The sequence below is a fragment of the Marivita sp. S0852 genome, from assembly GCF_046591575.1.
Lineage (GTDB): Bacteria > Pseudomonadota > Alphaproteobacteria > Rhodobacterales > Rhodobacteraceae > Marivita.
On sequence record NZ_JBIQWA010000003.1, the window covers coordinates 356,351 to 376,936 of the forward strand.

Genomic DNA, 20,586 nt, shown 5'->3' on the forward strand with positions numbered 1-20,586 from the left:
ATCTTAGCCCTTCATCACGTTGACATCTTCCACCGCGATGGACCCACGGTTGCGGAAGAAACAGACGAGGATGGCCAGACCAATCGCAGCCTCGGCAGCCGCGACTGTGAGAACGAACAGCGTGAACACCTGCCCCACCAGATCGCCCAAAAAGCTAGAGAACGCGACAAGGTTGATATTCACCGCCAAGAGCATCAGTTCGATGCTCATCAGCAGAATGATCACGTTCTTGCGGTTCAGGAACAGCCCGAAAATCCCGATCACAAACAGCACTGCTGCCACTGTCAGGTAATGCTCAAGTCCTATCATCATGTCCCTCCGGGGTGTGCCCCGTCGTTTTCTTTGTCCATTGTGCCCTGGGCAATTACCAAGGCTGCACCAGTGGCGCGGAAGGCTAGAGCCCCTGCCCCGGTTTCACATCTTTCAATTCCATCGCCTTGGCCGGATCACGATACATCTGCGCCAGCACGTTCTGGCGTTTCACATCCGAACGATGCCGCAGCGTCAGAACAATCGCACCGATCATCGCGACAAGCAGGATCAGGCCCGCCAGCTGAAACAGCAGGAAATACTGGTCATACAAGATCAGCCCCAGCGCCTCGGTGTTGTGCCGATCCACCGGCATCACCTGCGCCCGCAAGCTTTCGGCAGCTGCGTTGCTTTCCCACGCGCCAAAAGCCAGCGCAAACTGCATCAGGATGATTACCCCAAACAGCAACGCCAACGGCACATAGCGCGCCATCTCGGCCTTCAACTCGGCGAAATCCACATCCAGCATCATCACGACAAACAGGAACAGAACCGCGACCGCGCCGACGTAGACGATGACCAGAAGCATCGCCACGAACTCGGCCCCCAGAAGGACGAACAGCCCCGCGGAAGACAGAAACGCCAGGATCAACCACAACACCGAATGCACCGGGTTGCGGCTGATCACCGTGAACAGCCCGCCTGCAATCGTCGACAGGGCAAAGAGATAGAAGGCAAAGACACTCATGTCTCGTCATCCTTTTTGTCGTCTTCCATCACCTCGCGCGCAAGCTCCATCGCGCGGGTCATGGCTGGAATGCCGGCAAACATCGACATCTGTGCGATGGTTTCGGCGATTTCGTCTTTCGTGGCCCCGGCCTCTGCGGCGTGGCGCACCGTCATACGAAACGGTGTTTCCGCCTGCGCGCCCTGCATGGTCATGCCGGCAAGCGTGAGCAACAGCCGTGTTTTGGAATCCAGCCCGTCTTTTGACAGGCCTTTTCCAAACCACATTTCCATGGCGTCTTTGCCCATGGTTGGCCACATCTTTTCAAACCCCTTGGGGTCAAACGATGTCAAAGACGGATTAAAGGCTTTCGCCATTTCCTGCGCCTGGGTCATCATCAGTTCGAACGGGGTTTTGGCGTCGGTCATATATACGTCCTCGGGCCAAGGCTTTTCGAAAAGCCTTGGGAAAAAATCTTCAAAGATTTTTGCCACGCGTGTGTCATCGGTAGGGCGCGTCCAGTTCTAGGTTGCGCGCGATCTCGGCTTCCCAGCGCTCGCCATTGTCCAGCAGTTTCTGCTTGTCATAGAACAACTCTTCGCGGGTCTCGGTCGCGAATTCGAAATTCGGACCTTCGACAATCGCATCCACCGGGCAGGCCTCTTGGCAGAAACCGCAATAGATGCATTTGGTCATGTCGATGTCATAGCGCGTTGTCCGGCGAGACCCGTCATCCCGTGGTTCGGCATCAATCGTGATCGCCTGCGCGGGGCAGATCGCCTCGCACAGTTTACACGCAATGCAGCGCTCTTCGCCATTGGGATAACGACGCAGCGCGTGTTCCCCCCTGAATCGGGGCGACAGCGGCCCTTTTTCGTGCGGATAGTTGATCGTCGCCTTGGGCGCGAAGAAATATTTCAGGCCAAGCTTCATGCCCTGGTAAAAGTCTTGCAGCAGGAAGTATTTTGCCGCGCGTCCGTAGTCGATCTGCGTCATGTCTACTCTCCTTATACCCAGCGCGCGAATGCGCCCCAGAACCAGTCGAATTTCGCCGCAAAGGCCACGAACACCACCCAGATCAGGCTGAACGGCAGGAACACTTTCCAGCCAAGGCGCATCAGCTGGTCATAGCGGTAGCGCGGCGTGATCGCCTTCACCATCGCAAAGATGAAGAAGAAGAACGCCATCTTGGCCACCATCCACAGCGCGCCATCGGGCAGACCAGGGATCGGCGACAGCCACCCGCCGAAGAACAGCAGCGACGTCAGCGCACACATCAGAAAGATCGCGATGTATTCCCCGGCCATGAACAGCAGGAACGGCGTTGCCGAGTATTCCACCTGATAGCCCGCGACCAGTTCGGATTCCGCTTCGGGCAGATCAAACGGAGGCCGGTTGGTTTCCGCCAAGGCACTGATAAAGAACAGGAACACCATCGGGAAATGCGGCAACCAATACCACGAGAAGAACCCGAAATCCCCATCCTGCGCGCGCACGATATCGCCAAAGTTCATCGACCCGGTGGAAATAATTACCCCAATGATGATCAGACCAATCGACACCTCATAGGAAATCATCTGCGCGGCAGAGCGCAAAGACCCAAGGAAGGGATATTTAGAGTTCGACGCCCATCCGCCCATGATCACGCCGTACACCTCAAGCGAGGACACTGCGAACACGTAGAGGATTGCCACATTGATGTCGGACAGAACCCAGGTGTCATTGAAGGGAATCACCGCCCACGCAATCATCGCCAGAACAAAGCTGGTCATCGGGGCCAGCATAAAGACCGGCTTGTCAGCCCCGGCGGGCACCACCACTTCCTTGACGACGTATTTCAACGCGTCTGCCACGGTTTGCAAAAGACCATAGGCCCCAACCACGTTTGGTCCGCGCCGCATCTGAACGGCCGCCCAGATCTTGCGGTCGCCGTAAACGAGGAAAAGCAGGCTCACCATCACGAAACCCAGTACCGCAAGGCACTGAGCGACGATGATCACGCCGATCCCTAGGGGGGTGGTAAAGAAGTCAGCCATCACGTCCTCAAACCATCGGTATTCCGTTTTCTACGCAAGAGGCGGACACGACTTCGGCGTCGATGGTCCGCACTCCTCGGGGTAGTGCCGGCGAAATGGTGTAAACCGCATCTCCGCGCCACAAGCCACCCTCTTCGTATACATTTGTGCGCAAATGCCGCGCAAAGCCGTAGCCCCGGATCAGGGCATATTGGGCCGCTGCACAGCGCGCATAGTCCTCAACATCCTCAGCGCTGCGCGCACCGCGCATCGCAACATCAAATTTCACCAGATCGCCATCCAGAAGCGCTGTGTCAACGCCCTCATACGTCGGCGCAAACGGAAGGCTGGCTCGCTGTTGCACATCACATGCCGACAGACCGCCCGCCATCAGCAGGGCCATTGGAGATAGTGTCGCCATCCGGCGCATCCCGCCTACTCCGCCGCGATCTTCGTGTCCTTGCGGGCTTTGACCCCCGCCGACAACTCCGCCATCAACGAACTGGCCCGCGCTATCGGGTTGGTCAGATAGAAATCCTGAATGGCATTGCGGAAATCTGCCTGCCCAAGCGGGCCCTCGGGCTCGGCCTGCCACACGTTTTCCGGCACCGCTCCGATCTGTGCCAGATGCGGCGCGTCCGCAACCAGCGCCTGACGCAACTGCGCCAGCGAGTCGAACGGCAGCGTGGCGTCCAGTTCGGCGGACAACGCTCGCAGAATGGCCCAGTTTTCCTTGGCCTCCCCCGGCGCAAAGCTGGCGCGCAGCGCAAGTTGCGGGCGGCCCTCGGTGTTGACGAACAGGCCCTGTTCTTCGGTGTAAGCGGCCCCCGGCAGGATGATGTCCGCGCGGTGCGCGCCACGGTCGCCATGGCTTCCTTGGTAGATAACGAAAGCACCGTCGGCGATGTCCACCTCATCCGCGCCCAGGTTGTAGATCACTTCGGCCCCGTCGATGGCTGCATCAAGCCCGCCTTCGGTGGTGCAGCCTGCATCCATCGCGCCGACGCGGCCTGCCGCTGTGTGCAGGACCATGAACCGGCCCTTGGCTTTCTCGGCGATATCCATGGCAGTACCAAGAACAGCCGCGCCGTCAGCTTCGCGCAATGCACCCTGCCCAACGATCACAACCGCGTTTTTGTCATGCAAGGATGTCATATCAAGGCTTGCCACATGCGCGAGCGCTGCCCGGTCGGTGCCCATATGTTCATAGTCGTAGGTCAGATCGACCGCTTCACCGACAACGATCACATCGGCCCCAGCCGCCCACGCCCTACGGATGCGCGCATTCAGCACCGGCGCTTCGTCGCGTGGGTTGGTGCCGATCAGCAGGATCTTGTCTGCCGTGTCGATGTCTTCGATCGCAGCTGTGCCGACATAGCCCGAGCGGTTGCCCGCTGGCAGCTTTGCCCCATCGGTGCGGCATTCAACGTTGCCGCCCTGCCCTTCGATCAATTGCTTGAGCGCGTAGGCGGCTTCGGTCGGAACGAGATCACCGACGAGACCAGCGACTTTCTTGCCCTTCATCGCTGCCGCGGCTTTGGACAACGCCTCACCCCAGTCCGCAGGGCGCAGCTTGCCGTTCTCACGAACGTAAGGGCGATCCAGCCGTTGCTTGCGCAGACCGTCCCAGACAAAGCGCGTCTTGTCGGAAATCCATTCCTCGTTCACACCGTCATGGTTGCGCGGCAAAAACCGCATGACTTCGCGGCCCTTGGTGTCCACGCGGATATTGCTGCCAAGCGCGTCCATCACATCAATGGATTCGGTCTTGGTAAGTTCCCACGGACGGGCGGTAAAGGCATAAGGCTTGGACACCAACGCGCCGACCGGGCACAGATCAATGATGTTGCCCTGCATATTGCTGTCGAGAGTCTCGCCAAGGTAATTCGTGATCTCCGCATCCTCGCCGCGGCCAATCTGACCAAGTTCGGGAATGCCCGCCACTTCGGTGATGAAGCGCACACAGCGGGTGCAGGAAATGCAGCGCGTCATATGCGTCTCAACCAACGGGCCAAGATCCAGATCCTCGACCGCGCGTTTGGGCTCACGGAAGCGGCTGAAATCAACGCCATAGGCCATGGCCTGATCCTGCAGATCGCATTCGCCACCCTGATCACATATCGGGCAATCCAACGGGTGGTTGATCAGCAGAAACTCCATCACCCCCTCGCGCGCCTTTTTCACCATGGGCGAATTGGTCTTGACGACGGGGGGCTGGCCCTCTGGTCCGGGACGCAAATCCCTGACCTGCATCGCACAGGACGCGGCAGGCTTTGGAGGGCCGCCGACGACTTCGACAAGACACATGCGACAGTTGCCCGCAATACTGAGCCGCTCATGGTAGCAAAAGCGCGGGATTTCGATTCCCGCCTCTTCACAGGCCTGGATCAGCGTCATCGCGCCGTCCACCTCTACCTCGTTTCCGTCGATGATAACTTTACGCAAGTCAGACATGCCCGAGCCCTTTGTTCCCTTTTGGCTGGCGTAGTCGATCCCGCGGCAAATCGGCGACCGGCTGACGTCGACCGCGTTTTAACGTGGCTCTTTCGATTAAGCCAGATGTTGAGGCAAAAAGAAAACGGGAAATATCGACGCGGGGGTGCGGGTTCTAACAGCAGCGACATGACCCCTGTCTTCGCCCCGAGGAAGATCACCTGAGCAGTTGGCCGATATCCGTCTGAGACTGAATTTGCTCGCGGCCAAACCGGCACAGCGCGGCATCATCATCCGCCTGCACGCCCTTGTCTTGCAAAAACCGTTCGGCCTTGGCACGCATACGGTCTTTCTCGGCTTTTGAGGTCACGTATCTCTCGACTTCTTTTTCTGTATACCCTTTGTCGCGCGCCGTCTCTTTCAGCGCCGTCAACGCGGAATAGGCGCGGATCAAACGTGGATTGATGTCATCGCAAGTCTTGCGGATCGCATCTGCTATGGCCACGATCATCAAACCGTCGTCAATTTCAGACACCTCGCGCAATGGCGGTTTGGCCAATGCCGCCGATCCCACCATCAGGCCAATTGTCAGGGTTGAGGCAATGATACGCATGTCTTGTCCAACGATCGTGTCCAGATATATGGGCAAGCTGTCCCCTGATATTCAATATCCGACATTGAAATAGATGAATTTCAGCCGTTTACGGCTCAATACAGCGCCCGGACAGCACAACCCTGTCGTCCTGGATCACTAAATCAGCGTCCTCCACATCCGGCCCGTTGGCCCAAGCCACATCAGAACTGCCCAGATACGCAATGCAATGCTGCACAACCTGATAAGACGCCGCGCGCTTGGCCCCTTCCAGGCTGACCGAGGCTGGTCCCCCTGTTGCAACAAACGCCGCTCGATCGCCGCGCTCAAAACTCAGATCGCCGGCGAACCGAGCCCCCTCATACGTAACGGTATCCAACTCGTCCCGACCACAGGCCGCCACGATCAAAAGAACTGCGGCCGCTGCCCATGCTGCTTTCATCACTATCCCTCGTGAAACCTGTTTGCGCCACAATGCGCCCAGAGATGCAGGGCTTGCAAGCCCCTGTGCACAAACGCCATGTTCCGAAAAAGCAAACGGCGCTTGAAAGCGCCGTCCTACTCAATTTTCAAATTGAGTTTTCGAATTTGCTTCCAAGCAAATTATTCCGCCGCAACTGCGCTCACACGCCCGGTCTTCTGTGCCTTGATCCGATCCTCGATCTCGTCGCGGAAATTCTTGATCAGGCCCTGAATAGGCCAGGCCGCCGCATCGCCAAGCGCGCAGATCGTGTGGCCTTCGACCTGTTTGGTCACATCAAACAGCATGTCGATTTCCTCGACTTCGGCCTCGCCGCGCACCAGACGATCCATGACGCGCATCATCCAACCGGTGCCTTCGCGGCACGGTGTACATTGGCCACAGCTTTCATGCTTGTAGAAGGCCGACAGCCGCCAGATCGCCTTGATGATGTCAGTCGACTGATCCATCACAATCACCGCAGCCGTCCCAAGACCCGAGCCCAGCTCTCCGCGCAGATAGTCGAAATCCATGATGGCGTCTTTCATGTCTTCGCCGCGCACGCAGGGCACCGAAGACCCACCGGGGATCACCGCTTTCAAATTGTCCCAGCCACCGCGAATCCCGCCGCAATGCTTTTCGATCAATTCTTCGAACGAGATGCTCATCGCTTCTTCAACCACACAAGGTGTGTTGACATGGCCGGACACCGCGAACAGCTTGGTGCCTGCATTATTCTGACGACCAAAACCTGCAAACCACGCGCCGCCACGGCGTAGGATGGTGGGTACAACGGCAATGGATTCCACGTTGTTCACCGTCGTCGGACAGCCATACAGCCCCGCCCCCGCCGGGAAAGGCGGCTTCATGCGCGGCATGCCTTTTTTGCCCTCAAGGCTTTCCAGAAGTGCGGTTTCCTCGCCACAAATATAGGCCCCCGCACCGTGGTGCAGGTAAAGGTCAAAATCCCATCCCGACCCGGCGGCGTTCTTGCCCAACAGACCGGCATCATACGCCTCGTCAATGGCGGCTTGCAGCGCTTCTTTTTCGCGGATGTATTCACCGCGAATGTAGATGTAACACGCATGCGCCTGCATCGCGAACGACGCGATCAGGCAGCCTTCGATCAAAGTGTGCGGATCATGGCGCATGATCTCGCGGTCCTTGCAGGTGCCCGGCTCGGATTCGTCAGCATTCACAACAAGATAGCTGGGCCGCCCATCGCTTTCCTTGGGCATGAAGGACCACTTCAGACCGGTCGGAAAGCCCGCGCCGCCCCGGCCGCGCAGGCCCGAGGCTTTCATCTCTTCAATGATCCAGTCGCGCCCTTTTTGAAGAAGGCCGGCCGTGCCATCCCAATGGCCCCGCGCCTGCGCGCCCTTCAAACTGCGGTCGTGCATCCCGTAGAGGTTGGTAAAGATCCGGTCCTGATCGCTCAGCATCACTTTAATCCTTGTCGGTCTGGCGTGCCCGCCAGAGTTGGTATGTCATCCAGAGGCCCGCCCCAAACCCCACCAGTGCGGCGAGATCAAAAAGCGCTCGGGTCCGTTGGCTCCAGCCATATTCGGCCCCGATGGCCGTTACCAAAATCCAGAGAAGGCCCACTCCGGCAATGAACACTGCAATGCGCCGTCCTTTGCGCGCCTCTTCTGAATCCCGGCTCATGTTGTTGTCTCAAACCCCGTCAGTACACATCGCCCTTGTCGACGCGTTTGGAGAATTCGGTATCGCCACCAGAGGCCAGGATCTTGGCCTGCTCGACCCAGTCATCCCGGCTGACGCGGCCTTTGAACCCTTCAAGATTGGCATTCACCCAGGCGATTTCATCGGCTGTCCAATTGGCAATCTGGTCGAAGTGATAAAACCCCATGGAGTTCAAAAGCTGTTCCAGCTTTGGCCCAACGCCCTTAATCTCCTTGAGATTGTCCGCACCCCCCTCGCGCGCTTCGGTCAAGGTCGCAGGTTTCGTGCCTTCCTCTGTGCCTTCTTTTACACCATCGCCATCATAATCAGACGATGTGTCGGCTGCCGGGGCCTTTTGCCCGGCGTCTTTGGTATCCTTGGACGCCTGATCATCGGACGCTTGATCATCGCCTGCGGTATATGTCCATTCCCCTTTGCGCGCAGCAAGATCGTCCTGACCCGGAAGCGCAGCGGACGGTTTGACACCCGAAGATGACGCCGTCGCCGGCGAGGTCGCCTCGGACGCAACAGGGGCTGGTGCTGCCGACGGAGGTGCGGCACTGGGTGCGGAGGCGCTCGGCGCTTTTGCCGAAGGCGGTGCCGCGTTTATCGGGCTTTTGTTGCCCGTGTCGATGTTTCCAGGGCCTCGTGGGGCAGGCAATTCACGACAGAACAGCCATCCGAACACCACGCCCAAAACGGCAAAGGCAACAGCCGCCATGAAGATAGACCCAAGCCACCCCCAGTCGCCCACGACGAGCAGCATCACGAAGACCAAAAGGCCAACCCCCGCAGCCAAGGCCCATGACCCGAGCTGGCAGCTCATTCCGGATTTCTGTTGTTGCATAAGATCTCTCCCTGTCGGTTTTCAGATGTCCTGGTGTCAGACATCGCCTTTCGTGACACGTGAAGAAAACTCGGTCTCGCCGCCTGTGGCAAGGGTCTTGGCCTGTTCGACCCAATTATCGCGGGAAACCCGCCCTTTGAAGCCCTGCAGATTGTCATCCACCCAGGCGACTTCGGCGTCGGTCCAGCTGGCAATCTGGTCGTAATGATAAAATCCCAACGCGTTGCACAGCGCCTCAAGTTTGGGTCCGACCCCCTTGATCCGCGTCAGATCATCCGCCGATCCGTCGCGCGGCGCGCTCAGCGTTTCTGGCTTGGTGCCCGGAGACGCCACATCCGTCGCCGGAGTGACCGGCGGTTTGGCAATCGCTTCGACGCCCTCTGCCTCGCCCGGTGCCTCGGAGCGTTTGTCAGACGCATCGCCAATATCACGCGGTGCCTCATCCTCGCCCTTTGCGCGACCACCCTGCGGTCCGTCCGGTCCGGCGGGGGGCATCATCGCATCCGGGCCCGGTTTGGGCGGCTGCGCCGTGTTGGCCGCCTTGCCGATCCACGGCGTGATCAACGGCACTTCTGTCCCATCAATCCGTTTGACGGTGTCGCCAATATCAGTGGCCAGTTGAACCGATGCGTTATACTGGTGCCGACCGGCTTCGAATTCGGTCAGCGTGGTCAGGCCGGATTTCGGCTCTGACGCATACCGACCGTTTTGAGGACCCGGGGTCGGCACGTTACCGGCCACCAACTCATCCAGGATCTCGCCCAAACGCTCCGCGGTCAGGTCTTCGTAATAATCCTTGCCGATCTGGGCCATCGGCGCGTTTGCACAGGCCCCCAGGCATTCCACCTCTTCCCAGCTCAGCTTGCCATCCGCCGACAGCATATGCGGCTTGGGAGCGATCTTTTCCTGACAGACCGCCACCAGATCCTCGGCTCCGCAGATCATGCAGGATGTTGTGCCACAAATCTGGATATTTGCAACGCTGCCAACCGGTTGCAGCTTGTACATAAAGTAAAAAGACGCCACTTCCAGCGCCCGCATATAGGCCATGCCCAGCATATCCGCGACGGCTTCGATCGCCGGGCGGGTCAGCCAGCCCTCTTGCTCTTGCGCGCGCCACAGCAACGGAATAACCGCGCTGGCCTGACGGCCTTCGGGGTATTTGGTAATCTGTGCGTCCGCCCAGGCCTGATTGTCAGGTGTAAAGGCAAAACTGTCAGGTTGTTCGGGATGCAGGCGTCGTAGCATATCTCAAGTCCTATTGCGTCATTACGCAGACAACGGGAATATTCGGAACAGAGCGATCTTCGTTTTCGCCGTCCAGTTCGGTCAAAAGGGCGGCTTGCCGTGTGCTTTGGTCGGTGGGTGAATCCAGCAGGAAACACAGGTAGATGTCGGACCGATTGGTCATGCCAAAGACCGTATTGCCCGACCCGCCGGTGCCAAATGCCTCAAACCCGTCAGCGGCAAGTTCGGAGGCGAATTTGTATTCAGACATCCCGACCTCAACCGCCATCGCCATAGGCGCGGCACAGGCCAAAAGCCCGGATATCAAACTAGCCCGCATCATGATGTGGCGCAGGCACCCGTGGTCAGGCGGATACCACCGTTTTCAAGCTGCACCGCCCCTTCTGTTGCCAGACGAAACTGCGCTGTCTGGATCACCTGTTCACGGCTCAATCCAGTTTGCAGCTCGACCGGCAGGTAATCGCTTTCGCCCACAAGATCACAGCCAATCGACGCAACCGCCGCGTCGAAATTGGCCAGATCGGACTGCGACACGCCTTGCGGCGGCATCGCGCAGGCGGTCAGGACACCAAGCGCGGTCACACATGAAAGACCCCGTGCCGTCATCGGTCAATCTCTCCAAACACGACATCCATCGTGCCGATAATTGCCGCAACATCTGCCAATTGGTGGCCGCTGGCAACATGGTCCATCGCCTGCAGATGCAGGAATCCCGGCGCACGTAGCTTGGCGCGATACGGCTGATTGGTGCCATCAGCCACCATATAGACGCCAAATTCACCTTTCGGCGCTTCGACGGCGGCATACACCTCGCCCGCGGGCACATGGAACCCTTCGGTGTAGAGTTTGAAATGATGGATCAGCGCTTCCATCGAGGTCTTCATATCGCTGCGTTTCGGCGGCGTGATCTTGCCCCGGGCCAGGATGTCGCCCTGTCCTTCGGGGGCGCGCAGCTTTTCGATGGCTTGTTTAATGATCCGCAGCGACTGACGCATCTCTTCCATACGCACCAGATAGCGGTCGAAACAATCGCCGTTCTTGCCAATCGGGATCTCGAAATCGAACTCGTTATAGCATTCATAGGGCTGCGCCCGGCGCAGATCCCACGCCATGCCAGAGCCGCGTACCATGACCCCGGAAAAACCCCAGTCCAGCACTTCTTCTTCGCTCACAACACCAATATCGGCATTGCGCTGCTTGAAGATGCGGTTTTCGGTCAACAGCCCGTCAATATCATCCAGAACCGCCGGGAATTCATCCGCCCATTGGTCAATGTCGTCGATCAGGTCACTGGGCAGATCCTGATGCACACCACCGGGACGGAAATACGCCGCATGAAGCCGCGCACCGCAGGCCCGTTCGTAAAAGATCATGAGCTTTTCACGCTCTTCAAAGCCCCAGAGCGGCGGTGTCAGCGCACCCACATCCATCGCCTGTGTCGTGACGTTCAGCAGGTGGCTAAGGATGCGCCCGATTTCGCAATACAGAACCCGGATCAGCGACGCGCGGCGTGGCACCTCAACGCCTGTCAGTTTTTCAATCGCCAGACACCAGGCATGTTCCTGGTTCATCGGCGCGACGTAATCCAACCGGTCAAGATATGGCAGGTTTTGCAGATAGGTCCGGCTTTCCATCAGCTTTTCGGTGCCGCGATGCAGCAGCCCGATATGCGGATCGCAGCGTTCGACGATTTCGCCGTCCAACTCAAGAACCAGCCGCAAAACCCCATGCGCCGCAGGGTGTTGCGGGCCAAAGTTGATGTTGAAGTTACGGATTTTCTGTTCACCCGACAGCGCGTCGATGCTGCCGTCGTCAAACTTGGAGCCGTCCATCATGTCGCTTCTCCTCCGGGGGCGTACATGGCGAAAACCTCCGCCCCGGTCATAGACTTCGAGATTCCGGCAAGGTCATAGCTTGCGGGCTTCTCGTCGATGAATATTTCAGTCGTCACAGGCAGTTTGTCTGGTTCGTCAAACGCGCCAAACGACAAGATCTGATCGGTGTCTGCGGCATCGAGCATATGATACGACAAGTTGCTGCCACAGGTTCCGCAAAACATCCGCTCTGCCCATGCGCTCGACTTGAAACGTTTCAGCGGGGCGTCTGCGTTCCACGTCACATCCGTACATTCCACCGCAATGTTGACCCCACCCGACCACTTGCGACACATGTCGCAATGGCATGCCCCGGCCTGCATGTCTTTCGGTGTGGCCGAAAACGTGCAGGCTTTGCACAGGCAGGAGCCGGTCATCATGGGCATCAACCCGCCTTCTCTTCGGTCTTCTCGTCACCCGGAAGCACGTATTGCGCACCTTCCCAGGGGGACATGAAATCAAACTGGCGATATTCCTGCACCAGCTTCACCGGCTCATAGACCACGCGCTTCTTTTCTTCATCATAGCGCACTTCGGTGTAGCCGGTTGTCGGGAAATCCTTGCGCAGCGGGTAGCCGCGGAATCCGTAATCGGTCAGAATGCGGCGCAGGTCGTGATGGCCGGAAAACAGAATGCCGAACATGTCAAACACTTCGCGTTCAAACCAGTTGGCACTGGAATGCACACCGGTGATCGACTGCACCATTTCCTCGTCGCGGATGCTGACCCGCAAGCGGATGCGTTGGTTTTGGTACATCGACAGAAAGTGATACACGACATCGAACCGCTTTGGCCGATCGGGGTGATCCACTGCCGTGATATCGACCAGCGTCGAAAACTTGCAGGTCTGGTCGGTTTTCAAGAACTCCACGAACCCGGCGATGTTCGAAGGGGCCACGTCCACCGTCAACTCGTCCAGCGTCACATCCCAGGACAACACGCAATCGGGACGCTTCAGCTCGATATGCTGACCAAGTTCGTTCAGGGCTTCACTCATGTGTCTGTCCTCGTCCGTGCCTTAACGCACAATCGTTCCGGTCCGGCGGATCTTGCGCTGCAACGCCATAATCCCGTACATCAGTGCCTCTGCCGTCGGCGGGCATCCCGGCACATAGACATCGACCGGCACGATCCGGTCGCAGCCCCGTACAACCGAATAGCTGTAGTGGTAGTACCCGCCCCCATTGGCGCAGGACCCCATTGAAATCACATAGCGCGGCTCTGGCATCTGGTCATACACCTTACGCAGCGCCGGGGCCATCTTGTTGGTCAGCGTGCCGGCCACGATCATCAGATCGGACTGGCGCGGACTGGCGCGCGGCGCAGTGCCGAACCGCTCAAGATCATATCGCGGCATCGCGGTGTGCATCATTTCCACCGCACAGCAGGCCAGACCAAACGTCATCCAGTGCAGCGATCCGGTCCGCGCCCAGTTGATGATGTCTTCGGTCGACGTCAGCAAAAACCCCTTGTCCGACAATTCGGAATTCAGCGCCTGCGTGGCAAACTCCTTGTCTGCGCCCGCAGTATTGGCTCCGGTCATCACTCCCATTCCAAGGCTCCCTTTTTCCACTCATAGGCGAAACCGATGGTCAGAACCCCCAGGAAGATGATCATCGACCAGAAACCGGTCATGCTGATATCCTGGAACGCAACGGCCCATGGGAACAGGAACGCGATCTCCAGATCGAAGATGATGAACAGGATGGCCACAAGGTAAAAGCGCACGTCGAATTTCATCCGTGCATCATCAAAGGCGTTGAACCCACATTCATATGCCGACACTTTTTCCGGATCAGGATTGCGAACCGCAAGCACAACAGCCGCCAGGATCAGAACAAGACCCAAGGCAATCGCGATGCCCAAAAAAACGAGGATCGGCAGGTATTCCCGCAGCATGTCTTCCAAGACGTGGCTCCTTTTGCTTCGCGCAGCAATGCGCGCGCCCTCAAGTGGCGAGCTTAAGACACTTTCTGACTTACTCCTGCCAAAGGTTGGGGTCAACCTCGGCTCTTGGCCTTGTAACCTAGCATAAGGTAATAAATTTCAATGGTTTGTATGTAGAATCGGGACAAAACCGCCCCAGATGCGGCAATCCGTCGAACCAGAGGCGGCTTCACACAGGCACAGCCCGCACCGTAGGCGATTTTGCACGCGCGTCAGTCCGGCACCGGGGCGGTCATCACCACCAAGGCAAGCGCCGCCATAATCGTGGTGATCGGCCCCCAGACAGCACGTTCTGGCTGACTTGGGGTCATCCAGTTCAAAATCATGATGCCGGTCTGCAAAACCACCACTGCCCAGCCCGTCCAGCGCGGCCAGTCCAAGCCCGGAAACCCGGCAGCCGACACAATCGCCAACCCCATCAGCACCAGAGCCGGGATCGCCGCCGCCGCTGTCAACCGACCGCGCAGAGGCAAAGCGCCCCGATAGCGGCCGCCTTGCGTATAGCGCCCCAAAGGCGCGCCGCCGATCAGGGCGATCTGGAAAAACACGATGGCCAGACACCCGGTCGCATAAAGATGCGCGATCTGCGTGGTCACTGCCAGCTGGGCTTGCGCTTGTCGAAAAACGCGCCGACGCCTTCGCGCGCCTCGTCGGTCTGCCAGCGCGCCGCCAAGGCATCAATCGCCACGTCCACCTGTTGCTGGGTCACCGGCCCGGACAAGGCGCGCATCAGGGCCTTGGCCTCGGCGACCGCCCCCGGCGCACATGACAGGTAGGGCGTAATCTCTGCGTCCACCGCGCTGTCCAGATCCGAAGGTGCCACCGAGCGGGACAACAGGTTCAGGCGCACCGCCTCTACGGTGTCGAAGACGCGCGCCGACATGAACACCTCGGACGCCCGCGTTCCCCCCATCCGCGCCAAAACATACGGCCCGATATTGGCAGGCAGCAGCCCCAACCGGGTCTCGGTCAGGCCCAGCTTGGCGGTTTCAACCCCGATGGCGACATCACAGACCGAGATCAAGCCGACGCCTCCGCCAAACGCATTGCCCTGAACGCGCCCAATCAGCGGTTGGGGCAAGTCGTAAAGTGCGCCCAGCATCGTGGCAATCCGACGGCTTTCCATCCGGCGCGTTTCCGGGTCCATATCGAATTGCGCCCGCATCCAGGCCAGGTCTCCGCCGGCACAGAACGACGGGCCCTCTGCTGCCAGAACAACCACGCGCACGGATTTGTCCGCCGCCAATGCCCGCGCGGTCTCTTCCAGCTCTGACATCATAGGGGCCGATAACGCATTATGCTTATCCGCGCGTGCCAATGTCACAACCGCAACCCCGCGCGCATCTGTCTCTGTCCGGATCAAACTCATGACGGCTCCTCTCGCATTGCTCGTGCCAGTGCGGCGGCCCTCTCGACCACAGCCAAATCCAGCCCGTGCGCATATCCCAGCGCGGTCAGCCGCGCGGCCACCGCTTCGGTCGCCACATTGCCCGCTGCCCCCGGCGCATAAGGGCAGCCGCCCAAGCCGCCAACCGCCGCGTCAAACACCCGCAGACCAAGCTCAAGCGATGCCTCGACATTGTCACAGGCCAACCCGCCTGTATCATGATAATGCCCTGCAAGCCGCGCCGCTGGCATCTCGTCCAGCACCGCGTTCAACATCGCCGCGATCCGGTCCGGCGTGGCCCGCCCGATCGTGTCACCCAGCGACACTTCATAACATCCCATGTCCCGCAATGCCGCCACGACCCGCGCCACATCCACCGGGTCAACCGCCCCGTCATACGGGCATTCAACCACGCACGAGACATAGCCCCGCACCGGAATGCCCTTGGTCTGCGCCGCAGCCGCCACCGGTGCAAAACGCTCAAGACTTTCGGCAATCGTCGCGTTGATATTGGCTTTGGAAAACCCTTCGGATGCCGATCCGAAAATCGCCACCTCATCGGCCCTGGCGGCCAACGCTGCCTCAAATCCCCGCATATTGGGTGTAAGTGCTGCATAAGACACACCATCGCGTCGGGTGATCCCGGCCAGAACCTCGGCCGATCCCGCCATCTGCGGCACCCATTTCGGCGAGACAAAGCTTGCACATTCGATTCTGCGAAACCCCGCATCCGACAAGCAATTCACCAGCGCGATTTTCTCGGCCAACGGAATCAAGCGCGCTTCGTTCTGCAACCCGTCGCGCGGCCCGACTTCAAAGATCTCGACCTGGTCCATCGTCACGCCTCGGGCACCGGGTAAAAGGGTTTTGCATAAAACCGTTGCGGCCCTTCCCGCGCCACCGCACGTTTATGCGCCGCCCGGTCCGACACCCGCTGCGAATAGGCCCGCAGCCCGGGGAACGGCTCCATGTCCACGTAAAACGGCAGCGCAAACAGATTGAAGCCCATCATGATATCCACCGCGGAAAACCCAGAGGCCAGCAGCCATGGATGATCACCCAACCGCGCCTCCAGACCGCGCATGGTCTGCCTGAGCCGCGCCACCGTCAGTTTCACCACCACCGCCGATGGTTTAGCCGGAGGCCGCAGGAACACCATTTGCAGATTGAGGTTTTCGATCAAACTGGCCTGCGTTTCCGCGTAACCCATCCATTGCAAATAGGCGGCGCGGTCGGGATGATCGGCCGGTCGATCCAGGTCGGGTGCATAGCGTTCGGACAAAAGCTGAACGATGGCACCGGATTCGCTCATCTCAAGCCCGTCCATCTCGATCGCCGGGATACGCAATGCGGGCGACACGCGCGCCAGATCGCTTTCCGCCATCTCGGGGCTGCCGATCCGATGCTCCACAATCTCCAACGGGCCGATCCTGTCCAGGCCGATCTCTTCCAGCAACCACAGAACCCGGAACGACCGCCCGTATTGCACATGATGCAACCGGATCATGCGGCGGCCTCGGTATCGCTGTCCAGACGGATCAAGGCCGCCCCTGCCTCAACCTGCGCGCCTTCGGCAACCATGACTTCGGCCACAACCCCATCGCGTGCCGCCAGAAGCGCGTGCTCCATTTTCATGGCCTCTAATACGGCAAGCCGATCGCCGCGTGACACGCTGTCGCCCGCCGTCACAAAAACCGACCGCACCAAGCCCGGCATCGGGGCCTCAATCACATCCCCGCTTCCGCCTGCTCCGGTTTCGACATCCAGCGGATCAATACGTCGCACGATCAAAGACTGCGCCCCAAACACCGTCACAGTGTCGCCCTCGACAAAGACCGACCGCCCCGCCTGCCCGTCAAACCGCCAGCCATTCGGGCCGAACCGGGCTTCGACATCGGTATCATCCACGGTCACATGGATCACCTCCGGCTGCCGCACGGACAGACGCACAGCGTGGCGCGTCTCTCCGACCGCGACCGGGATCTCCTGGTGCAATGGGGCCCAAAGCGAAAACCCATTCAAAGACTGTGGTTCGGCATCCAGACCGACCAAAGCCAACACCGCCTGCGCAATCGCCGCCGGTGCCGGGTCCGAGATCGCCGTCAGCGCGTCAAGATCGCGTCCGATCAGACCGGTGTCCACATGACCTTTCGAAAAACCGTCATGACAGGCCAGTGCGCTCAAAAAAGCCAGGTTGGTTACGGTGCCCGCAACCTCGGTATCGGCCAAAGCCTGCCGCAGCCTGCGCAGCGCCACGTTGCGCGATCCGCCATGCACCACGACCTTGGCGATCATCGGGTCATAATACGGACTGATCACATCGCCGGACCGCACGCCGGTATCGGCGCGCACCGTCTCGGGGAAAGCCAGATGCGACAACCGACCGGTGGCCGGCAAAAACCCTGCTGGCACATCCTCGGCATAAAGCCTCGCCTCGAACGCGTGCCCTTTAAGGCTCAGATCCTCTTGCGCACAGGGCAGCGGCGACCCGGCGGCAACCCGCAATTGCCATTCCACCAGATCAACGCCGGTGATGGCTTCTGTGATCGGATGTTCCACCTGCAGACGGGTGTTCATCTCCATGAACCAGAACCCGTCAGGCCGCAGCCCGTCCGAGCCGTCGACGATGAACTCGACCGTGCCTGCGCCCTTATAACCAATCGCCTCTGCCGCCCGTACAGCCGCCGACCCCATGGCGTCGCGCATTTCGGGTGTCATGCCGGGAGCAGGCGCTTCCTCGATCACCTTCTGATGGCGGCGCTGCAACGAACAATCGCGTTCAAACAGATGCACCGCGCGGTCCCCGTCGCCAAAGACCTGTACCTCGATATGGCGCGGAGAGGTGATGAACTTCTCAATCAGCACATGCGCATTGCCAAACGCCGCCTGCGCCTCGGACTGGGCCGAGAGCAGCGCATCAGCAAATGCCTCCGCCGTTTCGACCAACCGCATCCCCTTGCCGCCACCGCCCGCAACGGCCTTGATCAGCACCGGATATCCGATCTTGGCGGCCTCCGCCGCCAGATGATCCGCGCCCTGTTCGGCCCCCTGATAGCCCGGCACCACCGGTACACCAGCCTCTGACATCAGCGCCTTGGCCGCGTCCTTGAGCCCCATCGCGCGGATCGCACCCGCCGAAGGCCCGATAAACACCAACCCCGCCGCCTCTACCGCCTCAACAAAGTCCGGATTCTCCGACAAAAACCCGTACCCTGGATGGATCGCCTGCGCGCCGCTTCTTAACGCGGCCTCAACGATCGCATCCCCGCGCAGATAACTGTCGGCCGGTGTGGCCCCGCCCAGCGACACCGCCACATCCGCCATCGCGACATGACGCGCCGAGGCGTCCACATCGGAATGCACCGCAACCGTGCGCACGCCCAGACGTTTGCACGTGTCGATCACGCGGCAGGCAATCTCGCCCCGGTTGGCAATCAGGATCGTGTCAAACATAGTGTTCTGCCTTTTTCGCTTCCTCTTGCCCGAAATACCTCGGGGGTTTGGGGGCTGGCCCCCAATTTACATCCGGAACACACCAAAGCGCGTCTCCTCGACGGGCGCGTTCATCGCGGCTTGCAGCGACAGCGACAACACAGACCGCGTTTTGCGCGGATCGACGATCCCGTCATCCCAAAGCCGCGCCGACGCATAAAGCGGGTGGGCCTGTTCCTCGAACATGTCGATGGTTGGCTGTTTGAAGGCCGCTTCTTCCTCGGCGGACCATGTTCCCCCCTTGGCTTCGATCCCGTCGCGTTTGACCGTGGCCAGAACCCCCGCCGCCTGTTCGCCGCCCATGACGCTGATCCGGCTGTTGGGCCAGGTCCACAAAAACCGGGGCTGATACGCCCGCCCGGCCATGCCGTAATTGCCCGCGCCGAACGACCCACCCACCAGCATGGTGATCTTGGGCACAGAGGTGCAGGCCACAGCCGTGACCATCTTGGCCCCGTGCCGCGCGATGCCTTCGTTTTCGTATTTCCGGCCCACCATGAACCCGGTGATGTTCTGCAGGAACACCAGCGGGATCTTGCGCTGCGAACACAGTTCGACGAAATGCGCGCCTTTCTGGGCGGCCTCGGAAAACAGCACGCCATTGTTGGCAACAATCCCGACGGGCCAGCCATCGACATGGGCAAAGCCCGTCACCAGCGTCTCCCCGAAGCGCGGTTTGAATTCATCAAAGCGCGACCCGTCCACCATCCGCGCGATCACCTCGCGGATGTCATACGGCGTGCGCAGATCCCCCGGCACCACGCCGAATATCTCGTCCGGATCATAAGCCGGGTCTTCCGAGGTCTGCCGTAGGCCGGGCTTCAGCCCGGCACCCCCCAACGACCCCACCGCACGCCGCGCCAGCGCCAGCGCATGGGCGTCATCCTCGGCCAGATAATCCGCCACACCCGAAAGCCGCGTGTGCACATCGCCGCCGCCTAGGTCTTCTGCCGTGACAACCTCACCCGTTGCCGCCTTGACCAAGGGCGGACCGGCCAGAAAGATCGTGCCCTGCTCTTTCACGATGATCGCCACATCCGACATGGCCGGCACATAGGCTCCACCGGCGGTACACGACCCCATCACCACGGCAATCTGCGCGATCCCCTTCGCGCTCATCCGGGCCTGATTGTAGAAAATGCGGCCAAAGTGATCGCGGTCGGGGAAGACCTCGTCCTGATTGGGCAGGTTCGCGCCGCCGCTGTCGACCAGATACACGCAGGGCAGATGGTTTTCCTCGGCGATCTCCTGCGCGCGCAGGTGTTTCTTGACCGTCATCGGATAATAGGTGCCGCCCTTTACGGTGGCGTCGTTACACACAACCATGACCTGCCGCCCGTTGACCAGCCCGATCCCGGCAATCGCCCCCGCACAGGGCGCGGCCCCGTCATACATCCCGTGTGCGGCAACCGCGCCGACCTCCAGAAACGGGCTGCCAGGATCAAGCAGGTTGGCCACCCGGTCCCGCGGCAGCATCTTGCCGCGCGACATGTGCCGGTCGCGGGACCGTTCACCACCGCCCGCCGCAGCCCATGCCGCCGCGTCCTGTACCACCTTCAACGCCTCCAGATGCGCGGCTTGGTTGGTTTTGAACTGGTCCGACGATGGGATCGCCTGAGAGTGCAATTTCAT

At 59.9% G+C, this 20,586-nt stretch carries 26 protein-coding genes; all 26 read right to left on the reverse strand.

What is annotated here, in order from left to right:
* Positions 1-3: 3 nt before the first annotated feature.
* Positions 4-309: an NADH-quinone oxidoreductase subunit NuoK gene (gene nuoK, locus ACG74X_RS08145; protein WP_072777106.1), complete on the reverse strand. Its 306-nt coding sequence runs from the start codon at positions 307-309 to the stop codon at positions 4-6.
* Between the two features lie 85 nt (positions 310-394).
* A complete protein-coding gene (locus ACG74X_RS08150) occupies positions 395-997 on the reverse strand; it encodes an NADH-quinone oxidoreductase subunit J (RefSeq protein ID WP_411233881.1) in 603 nt (200 codons plus the stop codon).
* The gene (locus ACG74X_RS08155) at positions 994-1,404 is read right to left on the reverse strand and encodes a carboxymuconolactone decarboxylase family protein (protein WP_411233882.1); all 411 of its coding nucleotides are present in this window, start codon (positions 1,402-1,404) and stop codon (positions 994-996) included. The genes ACG74X_RS08150 and ACG74X_RS08155 overlap by 4 nt, the downstream gene beginning before the upstream one ends.
* 73 nt (positions 1,405-1,477) lie before the next feature.
* Positions 1,478-1,972 (reverse strand): NADH-quinone oxidoreductase subunit NuoI, encoded by a 495-nt coding sequence (gene nuoI / locus ACG74X_RS08160; protein ID WP_411233883.1) that lies wholly within the window; start codon positions 1,970-1,972, stop codon positions 1,478-1,480.
* A gap of 11 nt (positions 1,973-1,983) precedes the next feature.
* Positions 1,984-3,012 (reverse strand): NADH-quinone oxidoreductase subunit NuoH, encoded by a 1,029-nt coding sequence (nuoH, locus tag ACG74X_RS08165; RefSeq protein WP_411233884.1) that lies wholly within the window; start codon positions 3,010-3,012, stop codon positions 1,984-1,986.
* A gap of 7 nt (positions 3,013-3,019) precedes the next feature.
* On the reverse strand, positions 3,020-3,421 hold the full coding sequence (locus tag ACG74X_RS08170) for a hypothetical protein (protein ID WP_411233885.1): 402 nt from the start codon (positions 3,419-3,421) through the stop codon (positions 3,020-3,022).
* Positions 3,422-3,426: 5 nt separating this feature from the next.
* Positions 3,427-5,445 (reverse strand): NADH-quinone oxidoreductase subunit NuoG, encoded by a 2,019-nt coding sequence (gene nuoG / locus ACG74X_RS08175; protein ID WP_411233886.1) that lies wholly within the window; start codon positions 5,443-5,445, stop codon positions 3,427-3,429.
* A 196-nt stretch (positions 5,446-5,641) separates the two neighbouring features.
* Complete coding sequence (locus tag ACG74X_RS08180; protein ID WP_411233887.1) at positions 5,642-6,037, reverse strand: DUF5333 domain-containing protein; 396 nt, start codon at positions 6,035-6,037, stop codon at positions 5,642-5,644.
* An 88-nt stretch (positions 6,038-6,125) separates the two neighbouring features.
* On the reverse strand, positions 6,126-6,458 hold the full coding sequence (locus tag ACG74X_RS08185) for a hypothetical protein (protein WP_411233889.1): 333 nt from the start codon (positions 6,456-6,458) through the stop codon (positions 6,126-6,128).
* Between the two features lie 161 nt (positions 6,459-6,619).
* Positions 6,620-7,918: an NADH-quinone oxidoreductase subunit NuoF gene (nuoF, locus tag ACG74X_RS08190; protein ID WP_411233890.1), complete on the reverse strand. Its 1,299-nt coding sequence runs from the start codon at positions 7,916-7,918 to the stop codon at positions 6,620-6,622.
* A gap of 4 nt (positions 7,919-7,922) precedes the next feature.
* Positions 7,923-8,141: a DUF5337 domain-containing protein gene (locus tag ACG74X_RS08195; RefSeq protein WP_411233891.1), complete on the reverse strand. Its 219-nt coding sequence runs from the start codon at positions 8,139-8,141 to the stop codon at positions 7,923-7,925.
* A gap of 19 nt (positions 8,142-8,160) precedes the next feature.
* Complete coding sequence (locus tag ACG74X_RS08200; RefSeq protein ID WP_411233893.1) at positions 8,161-8,985, reverse strand: endonuclease; 825 nt, start codon at positions 8,983-8,985, stop codon at positions 8,161-8,163.
* A 57-nt stretch (positions 8,986-9,042) separates the two neighbouring features.
* Positions 9,043-10,254, reverse strand: coding sequence for an NADH-quinone oxidoreductase subunit E (locus tag ACG74X_RS08205; protein WP_411233894.1), 1,212 nt, complete (start codon positions 10,252-10,254; stop codon positions 9,043-9,045).
* A gap of 10 nt (positions 10,255-10,264) precedes the next feature.
* Complete coding sequence (locus ACG74X_RS08210) at positions 10,265-10,576, reverse strand: hypothetical protein (RefSeq protein WP_411233895.1); 312 nt, start codon at positions 10,574-10,576, stop codon at positions 10,265-10,267.
* Positions 10,573-10,860: a hypothetical protein gene (locus ACG74X_RS08215; RefSeq protein ID WP_411233897.1), complete on the reverse strand. Its 288-nt coding sequence runs from the start codon at positions 10,858-10,860 to the stop codon at positions 10,573-10,575. Before ACG74X_RS08215 ends, ACG74X_RS08210 begins: the two co-directional genes overlap by 4 nt.
* Complete coding sequence (locus ACG74X_RS08220; protein ID WP_411234200.1) at positions 10,857-12,086, reverse strand: NADH-quinone oxidoreductase subunit D; 1,230 nt, start codon at positions 12,084-12,086, stop codon at positions 10,857-10,859. Before ACG74X_RS08220 ends, ACG74X_RS08215 begins: the two co-directional genes overlap by 4 nt.
* Entirely contained in the window at positions 12,086-12,514 is a 429-nt protein-coding gene (locus ACG74X_RS08225; protein WP_411233898.1) for a GFA family protein, read from the reverse strand. The genes ACG74X_RS08220 and ACG74X_RS08225 overlap by 1 nt, the downstream gene beginning before the upstream one ends.
* The gene (locus ACG74X_RS08230; protein WP_411233899.1) at positions 12,514-13,125 is read right to left on the reverse strand and encodes an NADH-quinone oxidoreductase subunit C; all 612 of its coding nucleotides are present in this window, start codon (positions 13,123-13,125) and stop codon (positions 12,514-12,516) included. The genes ACG74X_RS08225 and ACG74X_RS08230 overlap by 1 nt, the downstream gene beginning before the upstream one ends.
* A 21-nt stretch (positions 13,126-13,146) precedes the next feature.
* Entirely contained in the window at positions 13,147-13,671 is a 525-nt protein-coding gene (locus tag ACG74X_RS08235; protein WP_411234202.1) for a NuoB/complex I 20 kDa subunit family protein, read from the reverse strand.
* Positions 13,671-14,036, reverse strand: a complete 366-nt coding sequence (locus tag ACG74X_RS08240) for an NADH-quinone oxidoreductase subunit A (protein ID WP_411233900.1) — start codon at positions 14,034-14,036, stop codon at positions 13,671-13,673. The genes ACG74X_RS08235 and ACG74X_RS08240 overlap by 1 nt, the downstream gene beginning before the upstream one ends.
* A gap of 251 nt (positions 14,037-14,287) precedes the next feature.
* Positions 14,288-14,671 (reverse strand): hypothetical protein, encoded by a 384-nt coding sequence (locus ACG74X_RS08245; RefSeq protein ID WP_411233901.1) that lies wholly within the window; start codon positions 14,669-14,671, stop codon positions 14,288-14,290.
* Positions 14,668-15,444 carry a crotonase/enoyl-CoA hydratase family protein gene (locus tag ACG74X_RS08250; protein WP_411233902.1) on the reverse strand — a complete coding sequence of 259 codons (777 nt, stop codon included), beginning with the start codon at positions 15,442-15,444 and terminating at the stop codon, positions 14,668-14,670. Before ACG74X_RS08250 ends, ACG74X_RS08245 begins: the two co-directional genes overlap by 4 nt.
* Positions 15,441-16,298, reverse strand: a complete 858-nt coding sequence (locus tag ACG74X_RS08255) for a hydroxymethylglutaryl-CoA lyase (protein ID WP_411234204.1) — start codon at positions 16,296-16,298, stop codon at positions 15,441-15,443. Before ACG74X_RS08255 ends, ACG74X_RS08250 begins: the two co-directional genes overlap by 4 nt.
* A 2-nt stretch (positions 16,299-16,300) precedes the next feature.
* Complete coding sequence (locus ACG74X_RS08260; RefSeq protein WP_411233903.1) at positions 16,301-16,969, reverse strand: glutathione S-transferase family protein; 669 nt, start codon at positions 16,967-16,969, stop codon at positions 16,301-16,303.
* Positions 16,966-18,915: an acetyl/propionyl/methylcrotonyl-CoA carboxylase subunit alpha gene (locus ACG74X_RS08265; protein WP_411233904.1), complete on the reverse strand. Its 1,950-nt coding sequence runs from the start codon at positions 18,913-18,915 to the stop codon at positions 16,966-16,968. The genes ACG74X_RS08260 and ACG74X_RS08265 overlap by 4 nt, the downstream gene beginning before the upstream one ends.
* A 66-nt stretch (positions 18,916-18,981) precedes the next feature.
* A complete protein-coding gene (locus ACG74X_RS08270; RefSeq protein WP_411233905.1) occupies positions 18,982-20,586 on the reverse strand; it encodes a carboxyl transferase domain-containing protein in 1,605 nt (534 codons plus the stop codon).